The sequence below is a fragment of the Pseudomonas sp. MF6767 genome (genome assembly GCF_016405475.1).
GTDB lineage: Bacteria > Pseudomonadota > Gammaproteobacteria > Pseudomonadales > Pseudomonadaceae > Aquipseudomonas > Aquipseudomonas paracarnis.
On sequence record NZ_JAEKCY010000023.1, the window covers coordinates 1 to 25,973 of the forward strand.

Below are 25,973 nucleotides of genomic sequence, written 5' to 3' on the forward strand. Positions count from 1 at the left end.
GATTACATCGAGATGTTTTACAACCCAAAACGACGCCACAGTTTCAACAATCAGCTGTCACCGGTAGAGTTTGAAAAGCGTTACGCAGCGAGCCTGGAGAGTGTCTAGGAAACCCGGGGCGATTCAGTATGCGCGTGCACAACTGCTAACACAACGCCGAGAGGCGGCTCAACAATGGGCAAACTACCTAGACCATTTGCGGCAAAACGCGGCTCGATTGACGACAGATTGACGATGCAACGAAATTCCAGAATATGGTGACAGTGGAACCTCAAAAACGAAAAAGGGGCTCTTTATGATGACTTGGCTTTCAGCATCCAGGTTACTGAATATGGCGCGGCGGACGGGATCATGACTCATCCTCTAACGGTTTGAAAAGTCGGCAGTTTAAAAAATTAATCTATCGCAGATGGACTAAATTGTGTACTCATCACTCTGCGCTGTAAATGACGTCGTCTGAACACATTTCGAACATCTCCTTCTAGCCGGGTTTGATGCATGTGAAGGAGCACAGATCTCAAGGGAGCAAGAACGGGAATGCCATGAACAGCCCCGCGGCACTGGGAGAGCCTTGAACCGTTCTCCCTGCGCCGTCCGGATTGGTTTACTCAATAAATCGGTTACGACCGGCCAATACCGCAAAGACAATCTGCAGGCACGCCGCAGATAACAGCAACCACAGTGATACCTGCCAGGTGCCGAAAACACCATGTAGGCAACGGGCCAGGAACGGCCCCACTGATCCTAAGCCATAGCCTACACATTGGGCCATGGCCGACAACGAGCTCGCCTGGTGGTGATCACGAACCCGTAGACCGAATAATGTCAGGCACGTGACCATCGACATCCCTGCCCCCACCCCGGCGAACAATAACCAGATCAAAGACAAGGCAGGTGCCCAGACCAGACCCGCCATGCCAACGGTGATCGCCAGCGAGCATAAGAACCCCAGCAGACGCTGATCTTTGAGGCGCTTGATGGCAATGGAAGTAGACAGGTTGGCGACGACAGCAATGGCTTGATAGGCAAAGAGATGAACACCCAATTCCGAGGCACCAATCCCGACCGAACTCGCCATGGCGGGATACCAGTCAATCAAGGTGTAGAACGTAACCGTCTGCAGTGCCATGAACATCGACACCTGCCAGGCGATGGCGCTTCCCCACACTGATTTACTTGCAGCAGGTGGTGCAGCAGGAGCCCGGCCACGAGCGCGCTTCAAGTGCGGCAACCAACATGCGATGGCTACAAGGGCAAGGACAAACCAAACCCCAAGGGCAAATCTTCCATGTATAGCCGGTAAGCACCGACAACGGAGCTGCAAGGCCGCTGGCCAGTGCAGCCATCAGGGCCATGGTTGCGGCATATAACCCTACGCACAGAGCTGCGTGACTTGGGAAGTATCTCTTGACCAATGGAACAACCAGCACATTGGCGGTGGCAATGCCTCCACCGATGAGCAACGTTCCTAACCATAGGCCAGTGTAAGTACCACTGGAACGGATGATGCAGCCGATTGCGATAAGGCACAGCGCACCAAATAACGCCTGCTCCAATCCAAAACGTCGCGTCAGCCAAGGAGCCAACGGCGAGGCAGAAGCGAACATCAGCAAAGGCAGAGCGTTCAGCCCCTTCAAAACAGTGCGTGGGTGTAGGTCACGTACAGCCGGTTTTCATCCAGGTCGCGTTGAGTCGTCACGGTGCTGCGCAACATCGCATTGCGCCACTGCACGCCAAACCCGGACAACGTCGGGCCCTGGAACGCGTAGGTCAGCACCAGGTCGCGCTCCAACTCATGCTGGCTGCCTTGGTCCGACTTGATGTCGCCGCCGCGCTGGTAGATCACCTGAGAACTCAACCCCGGCACACCGACGGTGGCGAAGTTGAAGGCGTGCTGCGCAACCCAGGTGTTCTCGCCGGCACGCTGGAAACGCGCGCCGGTCTGGCGGTCGGTGATCAGGTACGTCGCCGAGCCATCGCCCTGGTTCAGAAACGGGAAGTCACTGGAACCATTGAGGTGCTGGTAGCCCAGGCTGACTGCATGCCCTGCCAGGCTGTAAGTGAACAAACCCGCGAGCACCCGGTTATCGACTTCGCCGTTGTTGTGGTAGCCGGTGCTGCGATAGCCCTCGGCCCGGCCCGCCGCGCTGCCGTTGCGGCCATCGGAGGAACTGTCGAAAAACCGCAGGTCACTTTTGAAACTGCCCACCGGCAACGCCAGGTTATGCACCAGGCCGACAAAGTGTTGCTGATAGAAGTCCTCGAGGTCGCCGTAGTAGTACTGCAGCAACAGGTCGGGACGCGGGGTGTAGTCGACACCGGCGTAATAGAACTGGTTACTGCGCTGGCCGGCCGGGCCGCCCGCACCGCTGATGGCGAGGTCTTCGTTGTTCGAGGAATTGCGGCTTTTGACCCCGCTCAAGCGCCCGCCGATCAATGTGAAGTGGTCGAAGTCCTTTGACGTGGCCTGCCAGCCCTGGAAGGTTTCCGGCAACAGGCGGCCGTCGTTGTAGACCACCACTGGCAGTTTCGGCATCAGGGTGCCGACCTTCAATTCGGTCTTGGCCACACGCACCTTGCCGGTCAGGCCCAGGCTGGCGAAATCACTCACGGCCCAGCCGTCGCTGTCGGTTGGAAACACAAACCCGCCTTGGCTGACACCGTTGGGGTTGCCGTGGGTGCCACGCCCGGAATCCAGGCGAATGCCAAGCATGCCCTGGGCGTCTACACCAAAGCCTACCGGGCCCTGGGTGTAGCCAGAAGTGAAGTTGAGAATGAAGCCCTGGCCCCATTCTTCCAGCTTCGAAGGCTGGGCCGGCCCGCTGCGGTTGTCCTGGTTGAAGTAGACGTTGCGGGCTTCGATTTTCGCGTGGGAATCGTCGATAAAGCCTTCGGCGTCGGCGTTAGAAACAGCGGCCATCGCGACCACCAGAGGCAAAACGCGCGCGCACGAAGTCGCCGATTTCAGTACGGAGTTTTTCATTTAGGAGTACCCATTACTTTTATTGTTGTTTAGGGTGAAGGGCCAAGCAGTGACGCAGATCTACTATGAGAGCTGACTTGCCTGAGTTAGCCGTGGGTCAGCCAACGAAGAAGAGGCCTGTGCCGACGCCATCGCCGGCAAGCCAGCTCCTATATTGATCGGGTTATCTAGTCGGGAGGGCGGTGACCTCAGGTGCCTTTCGGCGCTCGGTCATGCGCTGCAGCGAGAAGATCCCAATCGAGCCCAGCAGCGCCGGTATCGCCAGCACGATAAAGAACACCGACGGCTGCCCCAGTTGCGCGATCAACCACGCCCCCAGCATCGAACCTATGATCGAGCCGACCCGCCCGTTGGCCATGGCCCAACTCACGCCCGTGGCCCGGGCGGCCGTCGGGTAGATGCTGGCTGACAGCAGGTTCAACCCGTTCTGCGCCCCGGCCACGCCGAAGCCCACCATGAACACCGTCAGGCCCAACCAGAACGCATCGGCCAGTGCAAACCCCACCAACGCAATCACCAGCGCCGAGCCCAGATACGCCAGGCCCAACACGCGATATGGGCTCACGCGGTCCATCAGCAAGGCCATCAGAATCGCCCCCACCGTGCCGCCCAGCGGCACCATCGCACCGATGCGCGCGGCACTGGCGATGTCGTAGCCGGCGTCCTTAAGGATGCTTGGCAACCAACTGGTCAGCAGGTAGAACACAAACAGCGAGCAGAAGAACGTGCCCCACAACAACACAGTACGCAGGGCGCGGCCTTCGATGAACAGTTGGGAGATGGGCGAGCGCGCGGCCACCGGGCTTTGCGGTTCGATGAAGGTGATGTCGTGCAGGTCGGTGCGGCCGGTGATCTTGCCCATCACCTTGCGCAGCGCCTCGGCATGGTGTGCGTGAGCGGCCATGAAGCGCACTGACTCCGGCAACAGCCAGGCCAGCAATGGCAGCAACAGCAACGGCACAATCCCGCCGATCATCAACACACCGCGCCAGCCAAACACCGGGATGATCTGGCTGGCCACCGCTCCGCCAAGCGCCAGGCCGGTGGTGAAGCCGCTGTAGCTCAAGGTGACCATGATCATTCGGCGCCGCGCCGGCGAGTATTCGGAGCTCAAGGTGATGCACGTCGGCATCGCTCCGCCCAAGCCGATGCCGGTGAGAAAGCGCAGCGCGGTGAGCATGTCGATGGAAGTGGAATACGCCGACGCCAGGGTGCCGAGGCTGAAAATCAGCACCGAGACCAGCAGCACCTTCTTGCGCCCGCAGGCACCGGCCACCGGGCCGAACATGAAGGCGCCGACCATCAAGCCGAACAACCCGGCGCCAAACGCCGGTGACAGCTCGCTGGGTTGCAGCCCCCATTCCTGGCGCAGGGCCGGGGCGATGTAACCGATGACTGCGGTGTCGAAGCCGTCCACCAGCACCACCAGGAAGCACAGGACCAGCACCATGACCTGGTAGCCGGAAATCCTGTTGTTATCGATCATTGCGCCTATGTTTGCAGTCTTGCCGTTCATGGATGTTCCCCTTTTATTGGATTTGTCTGTGGGGTGAATCAGGTGCATCGCAAAGCGGTGTTCTTTTACCTAGCGCTCCAAAAGGTCCAGCGCTACATCAACAATCATGTCCTCCTGCCCGCCGACCATCCGGCGCTTGCCCAACTCCACCAAAATGTCCACGGCCTTCAAGCCATAGCGTGCCGCCGCGACTTCGGCGTGTCGCAGGAAGCTCGAATACACCCCGGCATAACCCAGCGCCAAGGTCTCCCGGTCTACCCGCACCGGGCGGTCCTGCAGCGGTCGCACGATGTCGTCGGCGGCGTCCATCAGCGCGTACAGGTCGGTGCCGTGGTTCCAGCCCAGGCGATCGGCTGCGGCGATGAACACTTCCAGCGGCGCATTGCCCGCACCGGCGCCCATGCCGGCGAGGCTGGCGTCGATACGGTCGCAACCCTCCTCCACCGCCACGATGGAATTGGCCACCCCCAGGGACAGGTTGTGGTGCGCATGCATGCCGGTTTCAGTCTCGGGCTTGAGTACTGCCTTTACCGCACGAAAGCGCTCGCGAATGTCCTGCATGCTCATGGCGCCACCGGAGTCCACCACGTAGATACAGGTGGCGCCGTAGCTCTCCATTTTTTTCGCTTCCAGCGCCAGGTTCTGCGGGCTGGTGAGGTGGCTCATCATCAGAAAACCCACGGTGTCCATGCCCAGGGTGCGCGCGTATTCAATGTGCTGGCGGGCGCAGTCGGCCTCGGTGCAATGGGTGGCCACCCGCACTACCCGCGCCCCGGCGTTGTACGCGGCCTTGAGGTCGTGCACGGTGCCGATGCCGGGCAGTAACAGCGTGGCAACTTTGGCGTGGCTGATCACGTCGCTGACCGCCTCGATCCACTCAAGGTCGGTGTGGGCACCAAAGCCATAGTTGAAACTGGAACCCTGCAGCCCGTCACCATGGGCCACTTCGATGGAGTCGACACGCGCCTTGTCCAGCGCGCGGGCGATGGTCTGCACGTTGTCGATCGAATACTGGTGGCGCACCGCATGGCTGCCGTCACGCAGGGTGACGTCGCTGATGTAGAGCTTCTTGCCGGGATCAAAAGTCATGTCGTGCGCCTCACAAAGCCATCGACTGCGCCATGCGTTCGGCGGTGGCCAACGCAGCGCAGGTCATGATGTCGAGATTGCCGGCATACGCTGGCAGGTAATGGGCGGCGCCCTCGACTTCGAGGAACACCGTGGTTTTCAAGCCGCTGAAGCGCCCCAGCCCAGGAATGTTCAGGGGTGCCTCGGCAGGGATCACCTCGAACTGGACCTTTTGCTTGAGGCGATAACCCGGCACATACGCGGTCACGGCATTCGCCATGTCCTCGATGGAGGCTTCTATCTCGCCCTGGTCCGCCGCTTCCGACAACACGTAAACGGTGTCGCGCATCATCAACGGCGGCTCGGCCGGGTTCAGCACGATGATCGCCTTGCCCTTGCCCGTTCCGCCTACGGCTTCGATGGCCTGGGCGGTGGTTTCGGTGAACTCGTCGATGTTCGCCCGGGTGCCGGGGCCGGCGGATTTGCTGCTGATGGAAGCGATGATTTCCGCGTAGTGCACCTTGGCCACCCGGGACACCGCCGCCACCATCGGAATGGTCGCCTGGCCGCCGCAGGTCACCATATTGACGTTGAGTGCCGACAGGTTGGCATCCAGGTTCACCACCGGTACGCAGTACGGGCCGATGGCGGCCGGGGTCAAATCGATCAGGCGGATGCCGGGTTTGTGCTGGCGCAAAAAGGCATCGTTGTGCACGTGGGCGGCGGCCGAGGTGGCATCGAACACGAAGTCGATGTCGGCAAATTCCGGCAGTTTCACCAAGCCTTCAACGCCCTCGTGGGTGGTCGCCACGCCGAGGCGCCGCGCCCGTTCCAGGCCGTCGGAGGCGGCGTCGATACCGACCATCACCGCCATCTGCAAATGCTTGCCGTGGCGCAGGATCTTGATCATCAGGTCGGTGCCGATATTGCCGGAGCCGATGATTGCGACTTTCTTTTTATGTTCACTCATCTCAGCGCCCCAAAGCCTTGGCGGTTTTACCGGCGATGCCGAATTGGGTTTTCGGCACTTCGGTGATGATCACCCGCACCGATTCCGGCGGGGCCTGGATCGACTCGATCGCGGCTTGGGTCAAGGCCTCGATCAGCCGCGCCTTCTGCTCGTCGTCGCGGCCTTCCATCAGAAAAACTTGCATGATCGGCATGGTGGTTTCCTCACGCAGACGTGGAGGCAAAGCGCATGGAAACGCTGCCCAGGTGCTGGTAGCGCACGGTGATCTGGTCACCCGCCTCTACCGCGATGGCTTCGGTGACGCCGCCGGTCATGATGAAGGTGCCGGCGGGCAATTCCTTGCCCTGGGCAGCGAGCATATTGGCCAGCATCGCCACGCTTTGGGCCGGGTGGCCGAGTACGGCAGCGCCGGCAGCGGTGGCGACCACTTCACCGTTTTTCTCCATCACCACGCCGAGGCATTTCAGGTCGAGGCCAAGCGGGCTGCGGGCCTGGCCACCGGTGACGAAGCGCGCAGACGAGGTGTTGTCGGCGATCACGCTCTTGAGGTCGAAGCGGAAGTTTTCATACCGCGAGTCGATCACTTCAACGGCCGGCAGGATGAAGTCGGTGGCCGCCAATACGTCGCCCACGTGCACGCCCGGACCTTTCAGCGGGTGCTTGAGCACGAAGGCGATTTCCGCTTCAACCTTGGGATGAATCAGCGAGTCGACGTCGATCACCGAGCCATCTGCGCAGGAGCCGTAGTCGGTGATAAAGCCATGGATCGGCTCGGTCACGCCCATCTGCTTCATCTTGGCAAACGAGGTGAGGCCCATTTTCAGGCCGACGATGCGCACGCCGCGTGCCTCTTTGTTGGCGCGGATCGCGTCCTGGATGGCATAGGCATCTTCCCAGTCCATGTCGGGATGGGCGTCGGTGATCTTGGCCACGGCTTCGCGGTTAAGCTCGGCGTTTTCCAGGTGGGTGGCCAGATCGGCGATGGTGGTTGCTGACAGATTCATAGAGGTGTCCTTCAAACAAAACGAACGGAAGCCGAGCCGATACCGCCCAGGCTCATGCGCAGTTGATCACCGGGTTGCACGGGAACCATGGCGGCCAGGGAGCCGGACAAAATCACTTCGCCTTTTTTCAAGCCGATGCCCAGTTGCCCCAGGGTGTTGGCCAGCCACACCACGGCATTCACCGGGTGGCCGAGGGCGGCGGCACCGGCACCGGTGGCGACGATTTCGCCGTTCTTTTCCAGGGTCATGCCGACGCAGGCCAGGTCGATATCCAGGGGATCGACCGCGCAGTCACCCAGCACAAACGCTGCGGCTGAAGCGTTGTCTGCCACGGTGTCCTGGATCCTGATTTTCCAGTCCTTGATCCGCGAGTCGACGATCTCGAAGCACGGCATCACATACGCCGTGGCACGGATCACATCGGCCGCCGTGACACCGGGGCCCATTAGGTCGGCCTTGAGCACAAAGGCAATCTCGCCTTCGGCCTTGGGCGCGATGAAGTCGGCGCAAGCCAATGCCGCACCGTCGTTGACCAGCATGCCGCTGAGCAGGTGGCCGAAGTCCGGCTGGTCGACGCCGAGCATGTCCATCACCACCTGGCTGGTGACCCCGATTTTCTTGCCGATCACGGTCTGCCCGGCATCCAGGCGCGGTTGCAGCATGGCCAGCTGGATCTGGTAGGCGTCGGCCACGCTCAATTCGGGGTATTGCTCGGTGAGCGGCGCTACGGGTTTTCTATAGGTGAGCGCCTGATGCAACTGCGCGCCGAGGTGGTTGAGGTTCGTCATGGTGGTACTCACAGGCGGATGCACACGTTGCGCAGTTCGGTGTAGAACTCCAGGGAATGCACCCCGCCCTCGCGGCCGATGCCCGACTGCTTGGCGCCACCGAAGGCGGTGCGCAGGTCCCGCAGGAACCACGAGTTGATCCAGCAGATGCCCACGTCGAGTGCCGCGCCCATGCGGTGGGCGACTTGCAGGTTGGTGGTCCACACACTGGCGGCGAGGCCGTAGGGCGTGTCGTTGACCAGGCGTACCACTTCGTCTTCATCATCGAAAGGTGCGATGTGGCAGCACGGGCCGAAGATTTCTTCGCGCACCACCGCAGAGTCTTCCGCCAGGCCGGTCCAGATGGTCGGCTGTACCCACGCGCCTTCGGCCAGTTCGGCAGGCATGTCCGGGATGCCGCCGCCGGTGACCACGGTGGCGCCGTCTTTGGCAGCCTGCTGGTAGTAGCTCAAGACTTTTTGCCGGTGACCGACCGAGACCAGCGGGCCCATGGTCACGCCCGGCTCATTCGGCGGGCCGACCTTGATCGCTTCGGCGCGCACCTTGAGGGCAGCAACAAAGGCTGCAAACAACGGGCGCTGCACGTAGACGCGCTCGGTGCCGAGGCACACTTGCCCGCTGTTTTCGAACACCGCGCGGGCGATGCCGGCCACGGCTTTGTCCAGGTCTGCATCGGCAAAAATCACCCCGGCGTTCTTGCCGCCCAGTTCCAGCGACACCGGGCGCACGCCCTTCGACGCGGCCTTCATGATCGCCTCGCCGGTGCCGGTTTCGCCGGTGAAGGTGATGCCGTCGACGTCCGGGTGTTCAGTGAGGAAGGCACCGGCGGAGTGCTCGCCAAACCCGTGGACAACGTTGTACACGCCCGCCGGTACACCGGCGTCGCGCATCACTTCGCCGAGCAAGGTGGCGGTGGCCGGGGTTTCTTCCGAGGGCTTGACCACCACGGTGTTGCCGCAGGCCAGGGCCGGGCCGACTTTCCAGGTCATCAGCAGCAGCGGCAGGTTCCAGGGGCAGATCACCCCGATCACCCCGCGTGGGTTGCGCACGGCGTAGTTGACCGCCTTGCCGCCGTCGGGGGTGTCCATGGTGAAGCTTTCGGTGGGCACGTTGCGGATCAGGTCGGCGAACACCTTGAAGTTGGCGGCGCCGCGCGGGATGTCCAGGTGGCTGGCCAGCGCATGGGGCTTGCCGGTGTCGGCCACTTCGGCGGCCACGAATTCTTCGGCGCGTTGTTCGATACCGTCGGCGACCTTGTGCAGCAAGGCGGTGCGCTGGGCGATGGTCATCTTGCCCCACGGGCCATTCAGCGCGGCACGGGCGGCGTTGACGGCGGCGTCCACTTGCTCGCGGCCGGCTTCGTGGACCTGGCCGATCACGCTGTTGTCGGCAGGGTTGCGGTTGTCGAAGGTGCGCACGCCTTCAACCCATTGGTTGTCGATAAAGTTGTGAAAATGCTTGGTCATGGTTGGCGCTCTTCTCTTGTTATCAGGTTCAGCTCGGCATCGCCGGCCGTCAGGTAGTCCCACATGCGTTCGAAGATCCGGCCGCTGTTGGTCGCCCGTTGCCGGGCGGCTTCGAGGCTCAGGCGTGGCGCCTGGTCGGCCACACCGGCAGCCAGCAGTTGCAGTTCGATGCGGGCGGCGTCTTCGAGGTAGAAGTTGAGGGTCAGCGCTTCCACCAGCGAACCGCCGACCACGATCGCGCCGTTGCCGCGCATCACCAGGGCCTGGGCGTTGCCCAGTTGCTCGGCGAGTGCCGCCGCCTGGGTGTCGTCGCGCAGCAGTTGCGGGTCATTCCACAGCGGCACGCCGTTGTTGAAATAGGCGCCCATGCCGTGACGCAGCTGCGGCGTGAGGCCGGCGCACGACAGGCTCATCACCTGCATCGGCATGCTGCGAATCACCGCCTGCACATCGGCGCGGCGCCGGTAGATCTGCTGGTGGATGCGCACCTCACCCAGCACGCCTTCCGGCAGCGGGCCGTGCACCGGCACCACCGTGCCGGGCTCGCCGGGCTGGATCAGACCCATGGGTTTGGCGGCGCACACCAGGAAACGCTCGGCATCCAGGCGCAGGCTGCAATGGCCGTAGGCATGGACAAAACCGGCCCGGGCCAACGCGCGGGCGGCAACCCGCACTTCGGCCTGCTGGCTTAACGTGCTCATAACTTGAACTCCGGAATATCCGGCTTCGAGCCCCAGGCGCAGAACGAGGTGGTGGCCAGGGGAAACTGCCGGGGCTGGTGACTGGCGTCGTCTTCCGGGGCGATGTGGCTGACCCCGGTGGAGTATTCGTAGGTCATGCCGTCGGGGCCTTCGAAGTACAGGAACATCGCCCCCGACGTCGGATGGCGACCAGGGCCGAACAGGATCTTGATCCCGCGCTCCTTCAGGAAGTACCAGGCGCGCATCACGTCATCGATGCTTTCCACCTGGTGGTTGATGTGCTGCACGCCCGCATGGCTGGAGGGAAACAGGGCGATCTTGTGGTGCACGTCATCGATGCGCAGCAGCGGCGCTTCACCGATACGGTCGCTGACCCGGGCGTTGGCCAATTGGGTCCAGAAGGCTTCGTCGCGCTTGGCGTTGGTGGTGCGCAAGCCGATGTGACTGAAGCCGGTGATGCCGGCGTCGCGGCTGGCGAAATAGCGGCTGCCGCTGGCATGTGGGCGCAGCACCAGTTCGATGTGGTTGCCGCTGGGGTCGCGAAAGTGGATTAGCTCGTTGACATGGCGCACCTCGGCCTCTTCGCGGCTGCCGGGACGCACGGCGTAACCGTTGTCTTCAAGCAGTTGGGCGGCGTGGTCGAGTTCATTCGAGTCAGTGACTTCGAACGCGGTGGTGGTTTCCCGGGGGTCGCCTTCGTAGTAGCACAGGGTGTGGTCGCGGCTGTCGGAGCGGAAATAGATCGCGCCGTTGGCCTCGCGGGCCACTTGCAGACCGAGCATCTGCGTTGCGTACAACTTGGCCTGGGCAAGGTCCGCCGTGCCCAGACGCACGTAACGGATGTCATGCAGATTGATCATGAACGTGCCTCTTGGTTTTATTCTTGTCTGGACACAATCCTCGCCGTCGGGCACAAATAGCAGAAGCGAATTCTAGTTATTCAATCTATTTGATTTGGTTATAGTCATGCGCACAGATCTGAACCTGCTACGGGTGCTGTTGGCCATTCACGATTGCGGCAATGTCACGGCCGCGGCCAAGCGCCTGGGCATGAGTCAGCCGGCGGCTAGTGCGGCATTATCCCGCTTGCGCCACTCGCTGGGCGATCCCCTTTTTGTGCGTAGCGGCACCGCCATGGAGCCCACATCACGGGCGCGGAGCATTGTCGAGCGCACCCGGGAAGTGATCGCCACGATCGACCAGGAAATCCTCCCAAGCCCCACGTTCGACCCCGCCGAAAGCCGCGACGAAGTCACCTTCTGCTTGAGCGAAATCGGTGAAGTAGTGTTCCTCCCCGCGCTCTTCGACCGCCTGCGCAATAAGGCACCCCACGTGAAAATCCGCTGCCTGAGCCTCGGCCCCGAAGACCTGCTGGAAGCCCTGCGCGACGGCAGGGTTGATGCGGCTTTGGGTTACTTCCCTGACTTGGATGCGCCAAACATTTACCAGCAACGGCTGTTCTCACACGATCTGGTGTGCCTGATCCGAGATAACCACCGCATCACCGGCCCGAAACTGACCATGGAAGAGTTCTGTACCCTAGAACACCTCCAAGTACGCGACGGCAGCCGCAGTCAGGAGATGTACGAAAGCTTTTTGGCGGAACAGGGGATCAAACGCAAGATCGTGCTGCAGATGTCTCACTACATGAGTATGTCAGCGATTATAGAACGGTCTGATTTGATTGCGGTGATGCCACGGACGGTGGCGCATATCTATAAGAAACATTCGACAGTACGGATGATCGAACCGCCAGTGGAGATACCGCCATATAGTTTGAAGCATCACTGGCATGCGCGGAATCAGAAAGATCCGAGGCATTTGTGGCTGAGGGCTCAAATAGGGGAAATGTTCGGTGATTACACCAATTTCTGACTCGAACTCAATACTGAACGCTAACCGCAAATCGATGATAGGCGTTGAGGGGCATAGCCACTCCAATGATAGTTCGTCTATGCTCTATGAGCGTAAACTACACATCCAGTGTGGATGTGCCAGCGTGCATTCATAAACTTACCGATGTAAGTTTTAAGCAGTAGACGTTCGGCGGTTAATATAGCCGCAGGTTCAGGGTCCGACCAAACTATCGCTATACGAGTAGAATACTATGTTTAAACTTGCATGCCGCTTTTAGTGCTGAACAACCTGAGTTCAGGCGTTTTTGATCGTCAGTAGTCTAGCATAACGGCATACCTGCCAATGAACCTGAACGCCGGGCGATGCACCTGGTAACTAACATCCTTGCAACATCTCGCAGATGCGCGGAGAAGATGTGTTCTAGTATCATAAACGAGAAAACGGGCCGCAACCGAACGGAACATCTCGAAGTCCTGAGCAACAATAGACTGCAGTAGCGCCTACTGCACCGAAATACTTCGTTCACGAATCTTCGATTAAACTCAGGCTACGTCCCATCACTCGGTATCTTTATCAAGGTGCCCAGGTAAGAACCGATGCTATAATATGCGATTAACTTAAATTTGAATAATCGATATAACCTGATTCACCACCGCCGAAGAATGTAGTGGGATTGGCTAGATTCAATGGTGCACCCAACTTAAAGCGGGCGGGTAGATCCGGATTCGCAATAAATGGGCGACCAAACGCAATGATATCCCCTCTTCCACTGGCCAGAGCAGCTTCCGCCGTTTGCTCATCATAACCGCCTGCCAGCATTACAACTCCCGTGTATTGGGCCCGCAGATGCTTAATGATCGAGTCCCAGCGCGGGTCGTAGTTTTCATCTCGTACGATACCCACGATCGCTGGCTCTACCAAATGGAGATAAGCGATTTCCATCATGTCAAGTTGGCGGGCGATGTAGCCAAACGTTTCTTCCGGGGTCTCGTCACCCATACCCATAAAGCGCCCCATTGGAGTAAGTCTGACGGATACGCGATCAGCACCGACTTCCTCGATAACAGCCTTGGTCACTTCCAACAGAAAGCGTGCACGGTTTTCAATGCTCCCTCCATAGATGTCGTCACGTTTATTGCTGTTGGAATCGATGAACTGATCCAGAAGATAACCATTGCCAGCATGGATTTCTACCCCATCCATATCTGCCAGCATGGCATTACGTGCCGCAGCGCGGTAATCCGAAATGATCGCCTGTATACCTTCAAATGTGAGCGCTTGAGGAACCGGAACTGACGCCCACACACCATTGCCGTTCTCATCAGCGATGAAAGTCTTTCCGTCCGGCACAGCTAACGCGCTAGGTGCAACAGGCAGACCACCGTTGGGCTGAAAAACGGGATGGGAAATTCTACCGACGTGCCAGAGTTGCAAGAACATCGTCCCGCCCTCACGGTGTACCGCATCGCTTACAGCTTTCCAGCCTTGCACCTGTTCTGGCGTATAGATACCCGGAGTCCAGGCATAGCCCTGACCTTGCTGAGATATCTGGGAAGCCTCGGAAATGATCAATGCGGCACCCGCTCGCTGGCGGTAATACTCGACATTCATGGCCGTCGGGACGTTACCGGGTTGCCCAGCACGGGAGCGCGTAAGCGGCGCCATGGCTACGCGATGCTTGAGCGCTTTTCGACCGATTTTGATAGGAGTAAAGAGATTCATGACCATTACCTTTAGCAGAGAGACCTTCGAGGCCTGAGTGAGAGTTCAGGCTTGCAAGGTAGCTGCAAACATCGAGCGGCAGAATACATCTGCTATGCAACGCTGCGTTGCAAAATGCGCGACGGTGGGTCAACGAAAGAATATGTTAGTGGTGAGCCCCTTCAGCACTCAGCCAGGCGCAAGTTTTGCCAGGTCCTGCCCTGGGGGGTGGCCGAACAGTCTTCGATAGTCGCGGCTGAATTGAGATGGGCTGTGGTAACCCACTGCGTATCCTGCAGCGGCCACGTTACCGGAGACGCCCATGAGAATCGTACGGGCTTTATGGAGGCGCACGTGCTTGAGATACTGAATTGGAGTCAACGAGGTTGCGGCCTGAAAATGACGGAACAAGGAGTTCACGCTCATATTAGCGACCCGAGCGATGTCCTCTACGCGCAAAGGCTTCTCGTAATGGTCTCTCATCCATTGAGCTGCGCGGGTTATCTGCGAAAGTCGGCTGTCAGCGCAACCGAACTGGCGCACCATAGCCCCCTGCGCACTGTTCATGAGCCGCCAGAGAATCTCCCGTTCGATGGCCGGGCCGAGGATTGGGATATCGTTTGGATTATCGAATAACCGGAGCATACGAATAATGGCATCGATCAAGTCCACCTTGGCATGACTTACAGCAACGGCTGAGGGCGTTTGCCGGTGCAACTCGATTCCTGACTCAACCATCAGCTCGGCAATGGCCTTACGATTCAGCCTCAAACCAATAGCCAGAAAAGGTTCGCTTTCACTGGCCTTTATCACGTAACCGATTACCGGCACCTCGATGCCAGCAATGAAATACTCGCCAGAAGTGTAATCGCGCAGTGTATCTCCCCAAGCGACGCGCTTAGTCCCCTGTGCCAGCAACGCGAATAGGGGCTCGGTAATGTAACCCGTTCGAGGCGTCGGCTCAGTAAGTCGTGCCGCCATGAGGTTTGGAAATGCTTGATCAAGCGCAATCTGCGCTGCATGGCGAGAAATTAAATTACGCAGTTCGGTTATCTGATTCATCGACATATTCGAGCATCAAGCACGTCGCCGTGCAAGCAGGTCACCTAAAATAATCGCCGCCATTTTGGTGGAATCGTGCAAGGTCTTGGCGTTATTAATCTATAGGAATGTCTCCATCCTGTGGCTCACTTGCAACGTCGCCATTAGGTGGTGCCAACAAGGGCAATCCTCATGTCGCTCGACACCTGCATCATCGTGGGCAGGAAGGCTTTCGCGTCAGCCCGTTCTGCCTCGGCACGAAGACATTCGGCGAAGATTTTAGCTGGGACTGCTTCCCTGAAGAAATCATAACCATCATTGCTGAATCTCTGGACTGCGGCGGTAATTTCATCGGCGTCGCCAATATTTACACCGACGGTCATCCGGAAAATAACATTCGCGACTTATTCAAGACAGCTCGCGAGGGACGCGAAAAGGCCGCTATCGGAGGCAAAGCGGAGCGTGCGCAGCCACGTGTTCGGGAAGCCAAGCGAATCCGACTATCAAGTCATGTCAAGCCTGACGTGAGCAAGACCGGTGTCGCCTCAACCCATGCGGCAGGCGAAAAACGTTCTATCAACTTGGATTGCGTGCAATGACCAAAACGACGAGCAAGGCCGTGCTGGGTTTCGCGATTTCGATGGGTATGCTTCAAGCTCACGCCGCTGAAAGCAAAAAAGTGGACGTGCTCCTGATCGGCGGCGGCATCATGAGCGCCACACTGGGCGTATGGCTCAACGAACTCGAGCCAGGCTGGTCGATGGAAATGGTCGAGCGTTTGGACAAGGTCGCCGAAGAAAGCTCCAACGGCTGGAACAACGCCGGTACCGGTCACTCGGGCCTCGCCGAACTGAACTACACCCCTGAAGACAAAGACGGCAAGGTCAACATTTCCAAAGCCATCGAGATCAATGAAGCCTTTCAGATCACTCGCCAGTTCCTGTCCTGGCAGGTCAAGAGCGACGTTCTGAAAAACCCGCATTCGTTCATCAACTCCACGCCGCACATGAGCTTTGTGTGGGGCGATGAGAACATCAAGTTCCTGAAGAAGCGTTACGACGCGCTGCAAGCCAGCCCGTTGTTCCGCCCGATGCAGTATTCCGAAGACCCGGTGCAGATCGCCAAGTGGGTCCCGCTGATGATGGAAGGACGTGATCCTTCGCAAAAGCTGGCCACCACCTGGACGCCCATCGGCACCGACGTCAACTGGGGTGAAGTCACCCGTCAGTACGTGTCCGCCCTGCAGACCCGCCCTAACTTCGACCTGAAGCTGTCCAGTGAAGTCAACGACATCACGCGCAACAAAGACGGCTCCTGGCACGTCGAGTACAAAAACCTGAAAGACGGCACCACCGGTGCAACGAACGCCAAATTCCTGTTCATCGGTGCTGGCGGCGGCGCTTTGAAACTGCTGCAAAAATCCGCCATTCCCGAGGGTAACGACTACGCGGGCTTCCCGGTGGGCGGTTCGTTCCTGGTCACCGAGAACCCGACTATCGCTATGCAGCACATGGCCAAGGCCTACGGCATCGCGTCCACTGGCGCGCCACCGATGTCGGTTCCGCACCTGGACACCCGCGTGCTCGATGGCAAGCGCGTGATCCTGTTTGGCCCGTTCGCGACGTTCTCCACCAAGTTCCTGAAGGAAGGTTCGTACCTGGACCTGTTCAGCACCATGACCACCCACAACTTCTGGCCAATGACCAAAGTGGGCGTCGAGCAGTACCCGCTGGTCGAGTACCTCGCCGGTCAACTGATGCTGTCTGACGATGACCGATTCAAAGCGCTGCAGGAATACTTCCCGCACGCCAAGAAAGAAGACTGGCGCCTGTGGCAGGCCGGTCAGCGCGTTCAGGTCATTAAGCGTGATGCGGACAAGGGCGGCGTGCTCAAACTGGGCACCGAAGTCGTTTCCTCCGCTGATGGCAGCATCGCTGCTTTGCTGGGTGCATCGCCGGGCGCGTCGACCGCTGCGCCGATCATGCTGAACGTGATGGAAAAGGTCTTCAAAGACAAAGTCGCAACGCCGGAATGGCAGGCAAAAATACGCCAGATCGTGCCGAGCTACGGCACCAAGCTCAACGATTCGCCTGCCGCCGTTCAGCGGGAATGGAATTACACCTCTGAAGTCCTGCAACTGGACAAACCTCCGGTCATTGACCAGGGCGTCGGAACCAACACTGAGCCGAGCAAGCGGGTAGAAAGCAGACCTGCAAACGATATGGCGTTGTAACGTCAATCGCCGCGCTGCGGTAACGCAGCCTGGACGGTCGCATGAGCCCAAACCTTGGCGCACTTTTGCAGATGGTCACCGGTTGTACGGCAAGAGCGCGCCCTAGGGCGCCGCTACTTTCGGTCAATCCCAATCGGTACTGAAGTGCTAGCAATGGACGTCGATCACAGGTTGTTTATCATCCGATAATTAGTATATGGTAAAAAACAGGAGTCGACAGGTGCACAGGCCCTCACCTGGCAAGCATTGAACTTTCTGCGTTGAAAACTTTTATTAACGATCAGTGAAAGGGGTGGCAAGATGCCGGTAGTCAATACTCAAGATGGCGCTCAAATCTTCTACAAAGACTGGGGCTCCGGCCCTCCGGTTGTGTTTTCCCACGGCTGGCCGCTGAATGCAGATGCATGGGATCCCCAAATGTTGTTCCTTGTCCAGCAAGGTTATCGTGTCATTGCACATGATCGCCGTGGACATGGCCGTTCAAGACAGACGGCGATGGGTAATGACATGGACACTTATGCAGACGATCTGGCTGCCGTCATCAATCATCTCGACCTCAAAAATGCCATGCTGGTTGGCCATTCCACAGGCGGCGGCGAAGTGGTTCGATACATCGGACGCCACGGGACCGAGCGTGTAGAAAAAGCTGTGCTCGTGGGTGCGGTCCCCCCCATCATGCTGAAATCTGCCAGCAATCCGAATGGTCTGCCTATCTCAGTATTCGATGGGATCCGCGAAGGCGTCGCCAAAGACCGCTCGCAATTCTTCAAGGATCTTTCAGGACCATTCTTCGGCGCAAATCTCCCTGACTCAACCGCTTCTCAAGGCATGCGAGACGCCTTCTGGGCTCAAGGAATGACGGGCGGGATTTTGGCGCACTATTTGTGTATTCGCGAGTTTTCAGAAGTGGATTACACACAGGACTTGCTAAAGATCGACGTACCCACTCTGGTCATTCATGGAGATGCCGACCAGATTGTGCCAATTGACGCTTCGGGCAAACTGTCAGCCAACATCATCAAAAATGCCAAGCTGAAAATATACAAGGATGCACCTCATGGATTGGCGGCCACCCACGCCGATCAGCTCAACGCTGACCTTCTGGCATTTTTGAAGGACCAGTAACACACAATAATGCCGTCTGAAGATGGGGAACATTGGTAGAGAGGTGTCTGCTGTTCAGCAAGATTGCAACCGTTCACACCTCTTGCGTCCCAAAGGAAGGATAAGAGTCATGTTGAAGTTAACTTCTTTGTCTCTCGAAGATGCGAAGCGTCTGATCCATGCAGCGGAAGTCAAAGCGGCGACAATAGGTTCGCCCAGCAACATTGCTATCGTTGATGCAGGGGGTAACCTCTTGGCGCATGTGCGGATGGATGGAGCGCAGATCGCAAGCATCAGTCATTCGATCAATAAGGCTTTCACAAGTCTGGCGTGCAAACTTCCAACCCATGTGCTCGGCCAGGATGCTCAGCCAGGGGGCCAGTTTTACGGACTTTCCAACACCGTAGAGGGGCGCATCATCACCTTTGCAGGAGGTGTCCCTCTGAGGTCTGGCCATGAACTCGTGGGGGCCATCGGGGTGAGTGGTGGAACTGCGGAACAAGATCGGGAGATAGCCGAGGCGGCCAAAGTGGCGCTTTAACTGCCTCCCAGAACATCTCCAAAAGTCACCCCATCTAATCCTAACCGAGGAATAACTATGACGACCGTTCTCATTACAGGAGCAGGCACCGGATTCGGCCGCGAGGTTGCGCTGCGGCTGGCCGCTGATGGTCTAGATGTAATTGCAGGCGTTGAAATTACGGCTCAAATACATGCCCTGTCGCAGGAGGCACAAAGTCGCGGGGTAATTTTACGTGTCGAGAAGCTTGACGTCACAGATGAAAGTGACCGACTCAGGGCTGCGGAGTGGGGAATCGATGTACTGTTGAACAACGCGGGTATTTCGGAAGGTGGCTCCGTCGCCGATATCCCTGAGCGAAATCTCCGTCGTCAGTACGAGGTGAACGTCATTGGGCCTGTTCTGCTGACCCAAATAATAGTCAAGAAGATGGTAATGAAGAAGAAAGGAAAAATAATCTTCATGTCATCTGTGGCTGGCCTCACAACAGATCCATTCGCCGGGGCCTACTCGTCCTCTAAACACGCTATTGAAGCAATAGCAGATGCGCTGCGCCAAGAGGTGCAGGAGTTTGGTATTGAAGTTGCAACGGTAAACCCCGGGCCGTTCCTGACGGGGTTCAACGACCGTATGTTCGAAACTTGGAAGACGTGGCAAGACGCTCCGTCTGAAAGGCTGTTCGACTACAGCCAATTAGCATTCCCTCACGAGCAGTACGACCCTGAACCGGTATATCAAACCACTTTTAGGGTTATCACCGGAGAGATCGACAATTACAGGAATGTAGAGCCAAAAGAGATTATCGATGAACAACGTCGTCAAATAGAATCAGCCTGGGAGCGTAAAACTACCGACGGGCTGGGGCGCCGGCATGAGGTTGTTGATAAGGCCTACAACATCGAGCCTGAGACCCCCATTTCACCGAAATCTTAAGCTCATAAGCGATCCGGCGGACGTGTATTCCGCGGACTAACAGACGGAATTACCGGACCTTTGACATCCAATAGTTCGGCGCCACCGCTTCAGTGCCGCAGGTGGTGCCCAAACCCTGGAGAGTTAAACATGGCTCACAACATCACAACTGACACTCCTCACCTGCGTGTACACGGCGTCGCAGGTTCTGCCAAAGCTTACGAAATAAGAGACTTCCTAAGCAGGAGCGTTGTCGACTATGACTGGATCGAGTTAGACGATTCATCCGCCAACACCGTCCCGGGAGTCAATACGCTCAGTGATCCTAGGTTGCCCGCTTGTGAATTTCCTGACGGCAGTTGGCTATTTTCGGCAAACCTGCATGACATTGCCGACAGACTTGGCTGGGTAAGCTCACCTAAGCTAAAAGAATATGACGTATCCATCTATGGAGCCGGACCATCTGGTCTGAGCGCCGCTGTGTATGCCGCATCAGAAGGTCTGAAAACCGTTCTGATAGAGCGCCACGCCGTGGGTGGGCAAGCAGGAAGCTCATCCTTGATCGAAAACTATATGGGTTTTCCTAGAGGTATAGGCGGACGTGAATTAGCTGAGAGGGCGCGGCAGCAGGCGGTACGTTTCGGTGCAGAAATCCTACACCTTAAAGAAGGCGTAAATGCCAATTTTGTGGGCGATAGAATTATCGTCGACCTTGGCGACGGCGGACGCATCACTGCGAGGTCCAACATATGTGCCACAGGAATTGAATGGCGGCGCCTGGATGTTCCGGATGAAGACCGATTCCTGGGCCGCGGTTTATTCTATGGTGCAGGATTCAGTGAGGCCCCCATGTGTACAGGAGAGCGTGTCTTCGTCATAGGGGGCGGAAACTCGGCAGGCCAGGCAGCGATCCATTTTGCCCAGTATGCCCTTGAGGTCATTATGTTGGTACGTCGCGGTGACTTAGGGGAACAGCTTTCTGATTATCTGGTTAGAAAAATCAGGGCGAAACATAACGTTCAAGTTCATACGAATTCAGAAGTCGTCACTGTCGAGGGTGGAGGTCAGGTTGAGTCGATCACTGTTCGAAATAATCTGACAGCCGAGACAAGGGTTTTCGAAACGCACTATGTATTCGCATGCATCGGTGGTCAGCCTAATACCAACTGGGCTTCACATACACATATCTTACGGGATCAGCGGGGTTATCTTGTCACAGGAAACGATCTGCTTAGGGATGGAAAGCTACCTGACACTTGGAGTTTGAGTCGACTTCCATTTCACTTGGAAACGAGCGTTCCTGGCTCGTTCGCCGTAGGCGACGTGCGTCACGGTTCGATCAAAAGAGTTGCGACCGCCGTTGGGGAAGGCGCTATGGCCGTGGCCTTCGTACACCAACATTTGGCTCAAACGTGAATTCCCCTATTTACCCAGGCGTAGCTTCGAAGGCGCTGAATATACGTGCGTTGAAGGGGTTAAATGGGCGTAAGCCGCGCGGAATATTTTCGTCAACTTCCCATAATTTGGATAGCCGTGCTCAAGGCCGTCTAATCCCTCTACAACGGAGCCCCGGATGGACAAACTTCTCGCGCTCAAAATGTTCGTCGAAACGGTGGATGCCAATGGTTTCTCTGCCGCCGCCAGAAAACTGGGGCTTGCGACTTCGACTGTGACCAGAATGGTCGATTCGCTAGAGGCGGAACTGGGTACTGCACTCGTCAACAGATCAACACGGCAGATAACTGTCACTGATGCAGGCGGCGCCTATTACTTGCGGGCTAGGAGAATCCTGGAAGATTTAGCGGATGCAGACGCAGCTATCGGCGATAATGCGGAAGAAGCCAGTGGCCCTTTACGCATATCCGTGCCCTCGGCCTTCGGCCGGTGCATTATTTCTCCCCATCTGGGGATGTTTATGTCTACGTATCCAAAACTGGAACTTGACATAACCCTGACCGATAGCATTCTGGACATGGTCACCGACAGGGTCGATCTGTCCATCAGGCTTGGCTCTCCTGCAATACTTGACGGTGTTGTTTGCCGCATCATCGGTAGGTTTAGGAGAAAAGTCGTCTGCAGCCCGGATTATCTTCAACGCCACGGTTTCCCCGAGAGCGTGGACGACTTGGCGCGCCACCAATGCCTGCGTTTCAATTATGGGCCATCCAACCAGACGTGGTGTTTTGTGGACCGATCCGACGCAGTGTCGAAAATCACTGCGACAGGAAGGTTCAAGAGCAACAATGCGGAAGTCTTGCGTGATCTTGCTTTAGCCGGAGGAGGAATTGCCCTTCTACCAGACTGGATTGTCCAGGACGACATCCTCGCAGGAAAACTTACGCCCTTGTTCGAGAATTATGTGGTCAACCCTGACAGCGCAAGTGACTCCATTTCAGCGTTGTTTTTGCCAAACCAGCGCGGATCCCGTCGTGTGAACGCCTTCATCTCGTTCCTCTCTGACGTGCTAAATGACGGCACGGGATATCCGACGGGGTGATCATTGCAATAATTGCAATGAGGCGTTGCGTGGCTAACCTATTCCTGTCGACCACACCAAGGTTTATATTAGAGCTTCAAATCGCTTAAGGAATCAAGAATATGAAACTTCCTCTTCGAAATCCTAATAACTGGTAATAGTCATTTATTAATTGGTCACTCACTCCTGATCGTTCGGCTGAATTTTAACGTTTTTCAACTTTTTCGACGTAATTGCCACTGTTCGGCAGCGCGATGGATTTTATATCTTTTGGCAACGTCTTCATGAGGCTAGAGCAATGTTTCATAAGAGTACAGCAAAGAAAGCAATAATCATCGGAGGCTCTCTGGGAGGCCTGTTTGCAGCGACGGCGCTTCGTGCTATAGGCTGGGAAGTAGATATCTATGAGCGTTCAGGAGCTACCCTAGACAGTCGGGGAGGCGGTATTGTACTGCAGCCAGAAGTCCTGGAAGCCTTGAAATTCGCGGGGATAACAAGTTCGCACGCATTGGGCGTCAGATCTAATAACCGTACCTATCTAACCGGCACAGGTGTTATACGGCATAAACACTATGCACCGCAAACCCAGACTTCCTGGAATACGCTTTACAACTTCCTTATGTCAGCCTTGCCTGATGAAAACTATCACAGAGGCCGAGAACTCGTCACGATTGAGCAGGGAAATGATAGCGTAACGGCGAACTTTGCAGACGGATCGACAGCCCGCGGGGATCTATTGATTGGTGCTGATGGTGGTGGCTCGACGGTGAGAAGCTTAGTGCTCCCGAACACACATCCCACTTACTCGGGTTATGTAGTATGGCGCGGGCTGGTTGATGAGCCAGACCTGCCACAGTTTGCCAAGGAGCAGATATATGAAGATTTTGTATTTCAGCAAGACCCCGAATCCCTAATACTTGAGTATATGATTCCAGGTGTTGACGGTTCAATCAAACCCGGCCAACGTAGGTTCAATTGGCTTTGGTATTTAAAAGCGGCCGAGGGCGATGAACTCGACCAGGTGCTCACCGATAATACGGGGCTTCGGCGTAAGAATTCAGTCCCACCGGGAGCGTTGAGCGCTCAGCCAGAGGCAGCGTTTCGCAAGAAAGCAGAAGAAGAGCTCAACCCGGCGTTTCTGGAGTTGGTTCGACGTACCGAAGACATCTTCGTCCAATCCATCCTAGATCTTCAATCTCCTAAGATGGTGTTCAACCGCGTGTTGTTGTTGGGCGACGCAGCATTCATACCCCGACCTCATACCGCGGGCAGCACCGCAAAAGCAGCCGCGAATGCAGTGAAGCTCGCTCAGTACATGGCCAACAGCACAGACGTCGATACAGACCTTGCGGCTTGGGAAAGGGACCAATTGATGATGGGAGCGAACATGAGTGAGTGGGGAATTGACATGGGCAATCGCATTATGGGCATCAATTCAAACAAATAAGGAAGACAGAAAATGAACTTAGCGACTTTGCATTACTTCTACGATCCTTTTTGCGGTTGGTGCTATGGCGCCGCGCCCCTTTTAATAAGCGCATCCGAGATAGCAGGACTCCAGATCGAAACGCACGGAATCGGAATGCTGTCGGGCGAGCGAAGTAAAATGGTCTCCGCCGAATGGCGAGATTTCGTACGACCACATGAACAGAGAATCAGCGCATTAAGTCATCAGCTATTTTCAGATGCCTATTTAACGGGAGTTCTAGATCAGACTACCGTAAGACTCGACTCTACTCCTCCTACGGCAGCGATGTTGACCGCTCAAAAAATTAACGGTCGTGGCGTTGAAATGCTCAAACGGCTTCAAATCGCTTATTACCAGGAAGGTCGCGCAATCGCCGATCCAAACATTATCGCTGAAGTTGCCATTGAGGCCGGGTTCGACCGAGAGCTGTTTACAGCAACTTACCGAGCAGTGATGCAGGACAATATTGAGGGTCATATCGCCGATAGCAATGCCATGCTGAGTACCTTTGGAAGTAGAGGGGTCCCCTTCCTGACCGTCGAAACAAATGGAGACTTCCACTCCTTGCCACTTGGTCACTATCTAGGTAAACCCGATCTGTTCAAGCTCGACATTGAGGCTATGTTGTTGGCGTGACTTCTTACGTTGCGCTGAACACTACGAACCTTTGCACAGTCGGCTGATTATCACAGCCCTCAATTGCGTTTAGTCTAATTCCAACAAACACCATTATGGAGAGTGACATGAAAACCATAGATATCCAGATTACTTCCGACTTTATTTGCCCTTGGTGCTGGATTGGCGAAGCAAACCTTGAACAAGCGCTTCAGATAACGGGCGCAGACGAAACTACCAAACTGCTATTTATTCCCTACTTGCTCAATCCTGACATGCCCATTGAAGGCAAAAATCGCAAAATCTACCGAACCGAAAAGTTCGGCAGTTGGGCACGCAGCCAGGCCATGGATGCGCAAGTGACACTGGCGGGGAAAGCAAGTGACCGACTCTTTAATTACGATGTCGTCGAAAAGACACCCAACACCGTGGCTGCCCATCGCCTGATCTGGCGCGAACAGGCGGGCGGTAATGAGGCAACATCACTCGTCAAGGCTATCTTTGAAGCATATTTCCGCGATGGAAAAGATATTGGTGATCTCGAAACCTTGGCAGACATCGCAGGCGATAGGGGTCAAGACCGCGAGTCCACTTTGGCATTCTTGAAGTCGAATGAGGGCAGAGAAGAGGTATTGCAAATGGCCGCAGATGCTCAGCTCACCGGAGTGCGTTCGGTGCCTAGCGTCAATATCGCCGGACACACCGTCACCGGCGCTCAACCGGCCAACATCTTTTCTGACATTCTGCGCCGAGTCCAGGCAGCAGACGGACAGGAGTAAAATGATGCACAAGGCAACCCTTCACTACATCTACGACCCATTCTGCGGATGGTGCTACGGGGCAGCGCCTATGATCAGCGCTGCTATGGAGATTTCTGAGCTTCATGTGCTGCCACATAGCGTTGGGATGCTATCCGGTGATAAGAAGCAATTGATGTCGCCTGAATGGCGTGACTTTGTGCGCCCTCATGAAGAACGCATCGCCTTCTACAGCAAACAGATATTTGCTTCGGCTTACGTTGATGGAGTATTGGAGCATCAAGATGTACTGCTGGACTCCTCGCCCCCCAGCGCCGCGATGTTAGCTGCGGAGCAAATCGATGGACGCGGTGTGCAGATGCTTAAAACATTGCAGATCGCTTATTACCAGTCGGGCAAAGCCATTGCTGAGGACGGCGTGATTGCTGAGGCTGCTCTCACCCTTGGCTATGAGGAAAGCGATTTTCAGGCCCGGTATTGGCGTGTCTTGAAGTCCGAAATTGACCAGCACCTGAACGCCAGCAACAAAATGCTGGAACAGCTCAGCGCAAAAGGGTTTCCGGCATTCGGTCTGGAGATCGACGGAACTATTGAAACCCTGCCACTTGGACACTACTTGACCCGGCCGCTGAAATTCAAAGCGGACATCGAAGAGCGGCTACGTGCTTTGCCTGGCGATCATTAATCTGTTCGCCCTCTCGTGAGTCAGCCGACGTCAAAGGGGTCTCACTCCGCAGGCAAGTGTACCGCCTGGCTGAACCTGGCCGCTGTACCCAAGCGGCTTACCCGGGC

General features: G+C 56.9%; 26 protein-coding genes. 13 read left to right on the forward strand and 13 right to left on the reverse strand.

All coding sequences use genetic code 11. The features are described from left to right. The coding region (locus tag JFT58_RS25585) for an IS3 family transposase (protein WP_138762977.1) at positions 1–108 on the forward strand (108 nt) is incomplete at its 5' end. A 496-nt stretch (positions 109–604) separates the two neighbouring features. Here the strand turns inward: JFT58_RS25585 and JFT58_RS30495 are convergent. The 11 genes from JFT58_RS30495 to JFT58_RS25640 all read right to left on the reverse strand — a co-directional run bounded on the left by JFT58_RS30495 (position 605) and on the right by JFT58_RS25640 (position 11,356). Continuing rightward, positions 605–1,324, reverse strand: a complete 720-nt coding sequence (locus tag JFT58_RS30495; protein ID WP_332875137.1) for an MFS transporter — start codon at positions 1,322–1,324, stop codon at positions 605–607. A 309-nt stretch (positions 1,325–1,633) separates the two neighbouring features. Further along, complete coding sequence (locus tag JFT58_RS25595) at positions 1,634–2,920, reverse strand: OprD family porin (RefSeq protein ID WP_233095451.1); 1,287 nt, start codon at positions 2,918–2,920, stop codon at positions 1,634–1,636. Between the two features lie 226 nt (positions 2,921–3,146). After that, entirely contained in the window at positions 3,147–4,499 is a 1,353-nt protein-coding gene (locus tag JFT58_RS25600; RefSeq protein WP_198834704.1) for an MFS transporter, read from the reverse strand. Between the two features lie 69 nt (positions 4,500–4,568). Continuing rightward, positions 4,569–5,588, reverse strand: coding sequence for a 4-hydroxy-2-oxovalerate aldolase (gene dmpG / locus JFT58_RS25605; RefSeq protein WP_198834705.1), 1,020 nt, complete (start codon positions 5,586–5,588; stop codon positions 4,569–4,571). 10 nt (positions 5,589–5,598) lie between these two features. After that, a complete protein-coding gene (locus tag JFT58_RS25610; protein ID WP_198834706.1) occupies positions 5,599–6,537 on the reverse strand; it encodes an acetaldehyde dehydrogenase (acetylating) in 939 nt (312 codons plus the stop codon). 1 nt (position 6,538) lies between these two features. Beyond that, positions 6,539–6,730, reverse strand: a complete 192-nt coding sequence (locus JFT58_RS25615) for a 2-hydroxymuconate tautomerase family protein (protein WP_198834707.1) — start codon at positions 6,728–6,730, stop codon at positions 6,539–6,541. Positions 6,731–6,740: 10 nt separating this feature from the next. Then, complete coding sequence (dmpH, locus tag JFT58_RS25620; RefSeq protein WP_198834708.1) at positions 6,741–7,541, reverse strand: 2-oxo-3-hexenedioate decarboxylase; 801 nt, start codon at positions 7,539–7,541, stop codon at positions 6,741–6,743. An 11-nt stretch (positions 7,542–7,552) separates the two neighbouring features. Beyond that, on the reverse strand, positions 7,553–8,329 hold the full coding sequence (dmpE, locus tag JFT58_RS25625; protein WP_198834709.1) for a 2-oxopent-4-enoate hydratase: 777 nt from the start codon (positions 8,327–8,329) through the stop codon (positions 7,553–7,555). An 8-nt stretch (positions 8,330–8,337) separates the two neighbouring features. Next, positions 8,338–9,795, reverse strand: coding sequence for a 2-hydroxymuconic semialdehyde dehydrogenase (locus JFT58_RS25630; protein WP_198834710.1), 1,458 nt, complete (start codon positions 9,793–9,795; stop codon positions 8,338–8,340). After that, positions 9,792–10,496, reverse strand: coding sequence for a class II aldolase/adducin family protein (locus tag JFT58_RS25635; protein WP_198834711.1), 705 nt, complete (start codon positions 10,494–10,496; stop codon positions 9,792–9,794). The genes JFT58_RS25630 and JFT58_RS25635 overlap by 4 nt, the downstream gene beginning before the upstream one ends. Continuing rightward, the gene (locus tag JFT58_RS25640) at positions 10,493–11,356 is read right to left on the reverse strand and encodes a VOC family protein (RefSeq protein WP_198834712.1); all 864 of its coding nucleotides are present in this window, start codon (positions 11,354–11,356) and stop codon (positions 10,493–10,495) included. Before JFT58_RS25640 ends, JFT58_RS25635 begins: the two co-directional genes overlap by 4 nt. 106 nt (positions 11,357–11,462) lie before the next feature. On the opposite strand from JFT58_RS25640, the gene JFT58_RS25645 reads away from it, so the two are divergent. Then, on the forward strand, positions 11,463–12,371 hold the full coding sequence (locus tag JFT58_RS25645; protein ID WP_198834713.1) for a LysR family transcriptional regulator: 909 nt from the start codon (positions 11,463–11,465) through the stop codon (positions 12,369–12,371). Between the two features lie 594 nt (positions 12,372–12,965). Here JFT58_RS25645 and JFT58_RS25650 read toward each other — a convergent pair. After that, entirely contained in the window at positions 12,966–14,081 is a 1,116-nt protein-coding gene (locus JFT58_RS25650) for an alkene reductase (protein WP_198834714.1), read from the reverse strand. Positions 14,082–14,243: 162 nt separating this feature from the next. Then, entirely contained in the window at positions 14,244–15,116 is an 873-nt protein-coding gene (locus JFT58_RS25655; protein WP_233095452.1) for an AraC family transcriptional regulator, read from the reverse strand. A 107-nt stretch (positions 15,117–15,223) separates the two neighbouring features. Between JFT58_RS25655 and JFT58_RS25660 the strand changes: the two genes are divergently transcribed. The 11 genes from JFT58_RS25660 to JFT58_RS25710 all read left to right on the forward strand — a co-directional run bounded on the left by JFT58_RS25660 (position 15,224) and on the right by JFT58_RS25710 (position 25,866). After that, positions 15,224–15,694: an aldo/keto reductase gene (locus tag JFT58_RS25660; RefSeq protein ID WP_198834716.1), complete on the forward strand. Its 471-nt coding sequence runs from the start codon at positions 15,224–15,226 to the stop codon at positions 15,692–15,694. Beyond that, complete coding sequence (gene mqo, locus JFT58_RS25665; RefSeq protein WP_198834717.1) at positions 15,691–17,328, forward strand: malate dehydrogenase (quinone); 1,638 nt, start codon at positions 15,691–15,693, stop codon at positions 17,326–17,328. The genes JFT58_RS25660 and mqo overlap by 4 nt, the downstream gene beginning before the upstream one ends. A 300-nt stretch (positions 17,329–17,628) precedes the next feature. After that, positions 17,629–18,453, forward strand: coding sequence for an alpha/beta fold hydrolase (locus JFT58_RS25670; protein ID WP_198834718.1), 825 nt, complete (start codon positions 17,629–17,631; stop codon positions 18,451–18,453). Positions 18,454–18,562: 109 nt separating this feature from the next. Continuing rightward, positions 18,563–18,973 (forward strand): GlcG/HbpS family heme-binding protein, encoded by a 411-nt coding sequence (locus JFT58_RS25675; protein WP_198834719.1) that lies wholly within the window; start codon positions 18,563–18,565, stop codon positions 18,971–18,973. A gap of 57 nt (positions 18,974–19,030) precedes the next feature. Beyond that, positions 19,031–19,885 carry an SDR family oxidoreductase gene (locus tag JFT58_RS25680; RefSeq protein WP_198834720.1) on the forward strand — a complete coding sequence of 285 codons (855 nt, stop codon included), beginning with the start codon at positions 19,031–19,033 and terminating at the stop codon, positions 19,883–19,885. A 129-nt stretch (positions 19,886–20,014) separates the two neighbouring features. Then, on the forward strand, positions 20,015–21,280 hold the full coding sequence (locus JFT58_RS25685) for an NAD(P)/FAD-dependent oxidoreductase (RefSeq protein WP_198834721.1): 1,266 nt from the start codon (positions 20,015–20,017) through the stop codon (positions 21,278–21,280). A gap of 157 nt (positions 21,281–21,437) precedes the next feature. Next, on the forward strand, positions 21,438–22,361 hold the full coding sequence (locus JFT58_RS25690) for a LysR family transcriptional regulator (protein ID WP_198834722.1): 924 nt from the start codon (positions 21,438–21,440) through the stop codon (positions 22,359–22,361). A gap of 277 nt (positions 22,362–22,638) precedes the next feature. Then, complete coding sequence (locus tag JFT58_RS25695) at positions 22,639–23,787, forward strand: FAD binding domain-containing protein (protein WP_198834723.1); 1,149 nt, start codon at positions 22,639–22,641, stop codon at positions 23,785–23,787. A gap of 12 nt (positions 23,788–23,799) precedes the next feature. Further along, complete coding sequence (locus tag JFT58_RS25700) at positions 23,800–24,444, forward strand: DsbA family protein (RefSeq protein WP_198834724.1); 645 nt, start codon at positions 23,800–23,802, stop codon at positions 24,442–24,444. 107 nt (positions 24,445–24,551) lie between these two features. Continuing rightward, positions 24,552–25,202 carry a DsbA family oxidoreductase gene (locus tag JFT58_RS25705; RefSeq protein WP_198834725.1) on the forward strand — a complete coding sequence of 217 codons (651 nt, stop codon included), beginning with the start codon at positions 24,552–24,554 and terminating at the stop codon, positions 25,200–25,202. Between the two features lie 4 nt (positions 25,203–25,206). Continuing rightward, a complete protein-coding gene (locus JFT58_RS25710) occupies positions 25,207–25,866 on the forward strand; it encodes a DsbA family protein (RefSeq protein ID WP_198834726.1) in 660 nt (219 codons plus the stop codon). Positions 25,867–25,973: the final 107 nt, after the last annotated feature.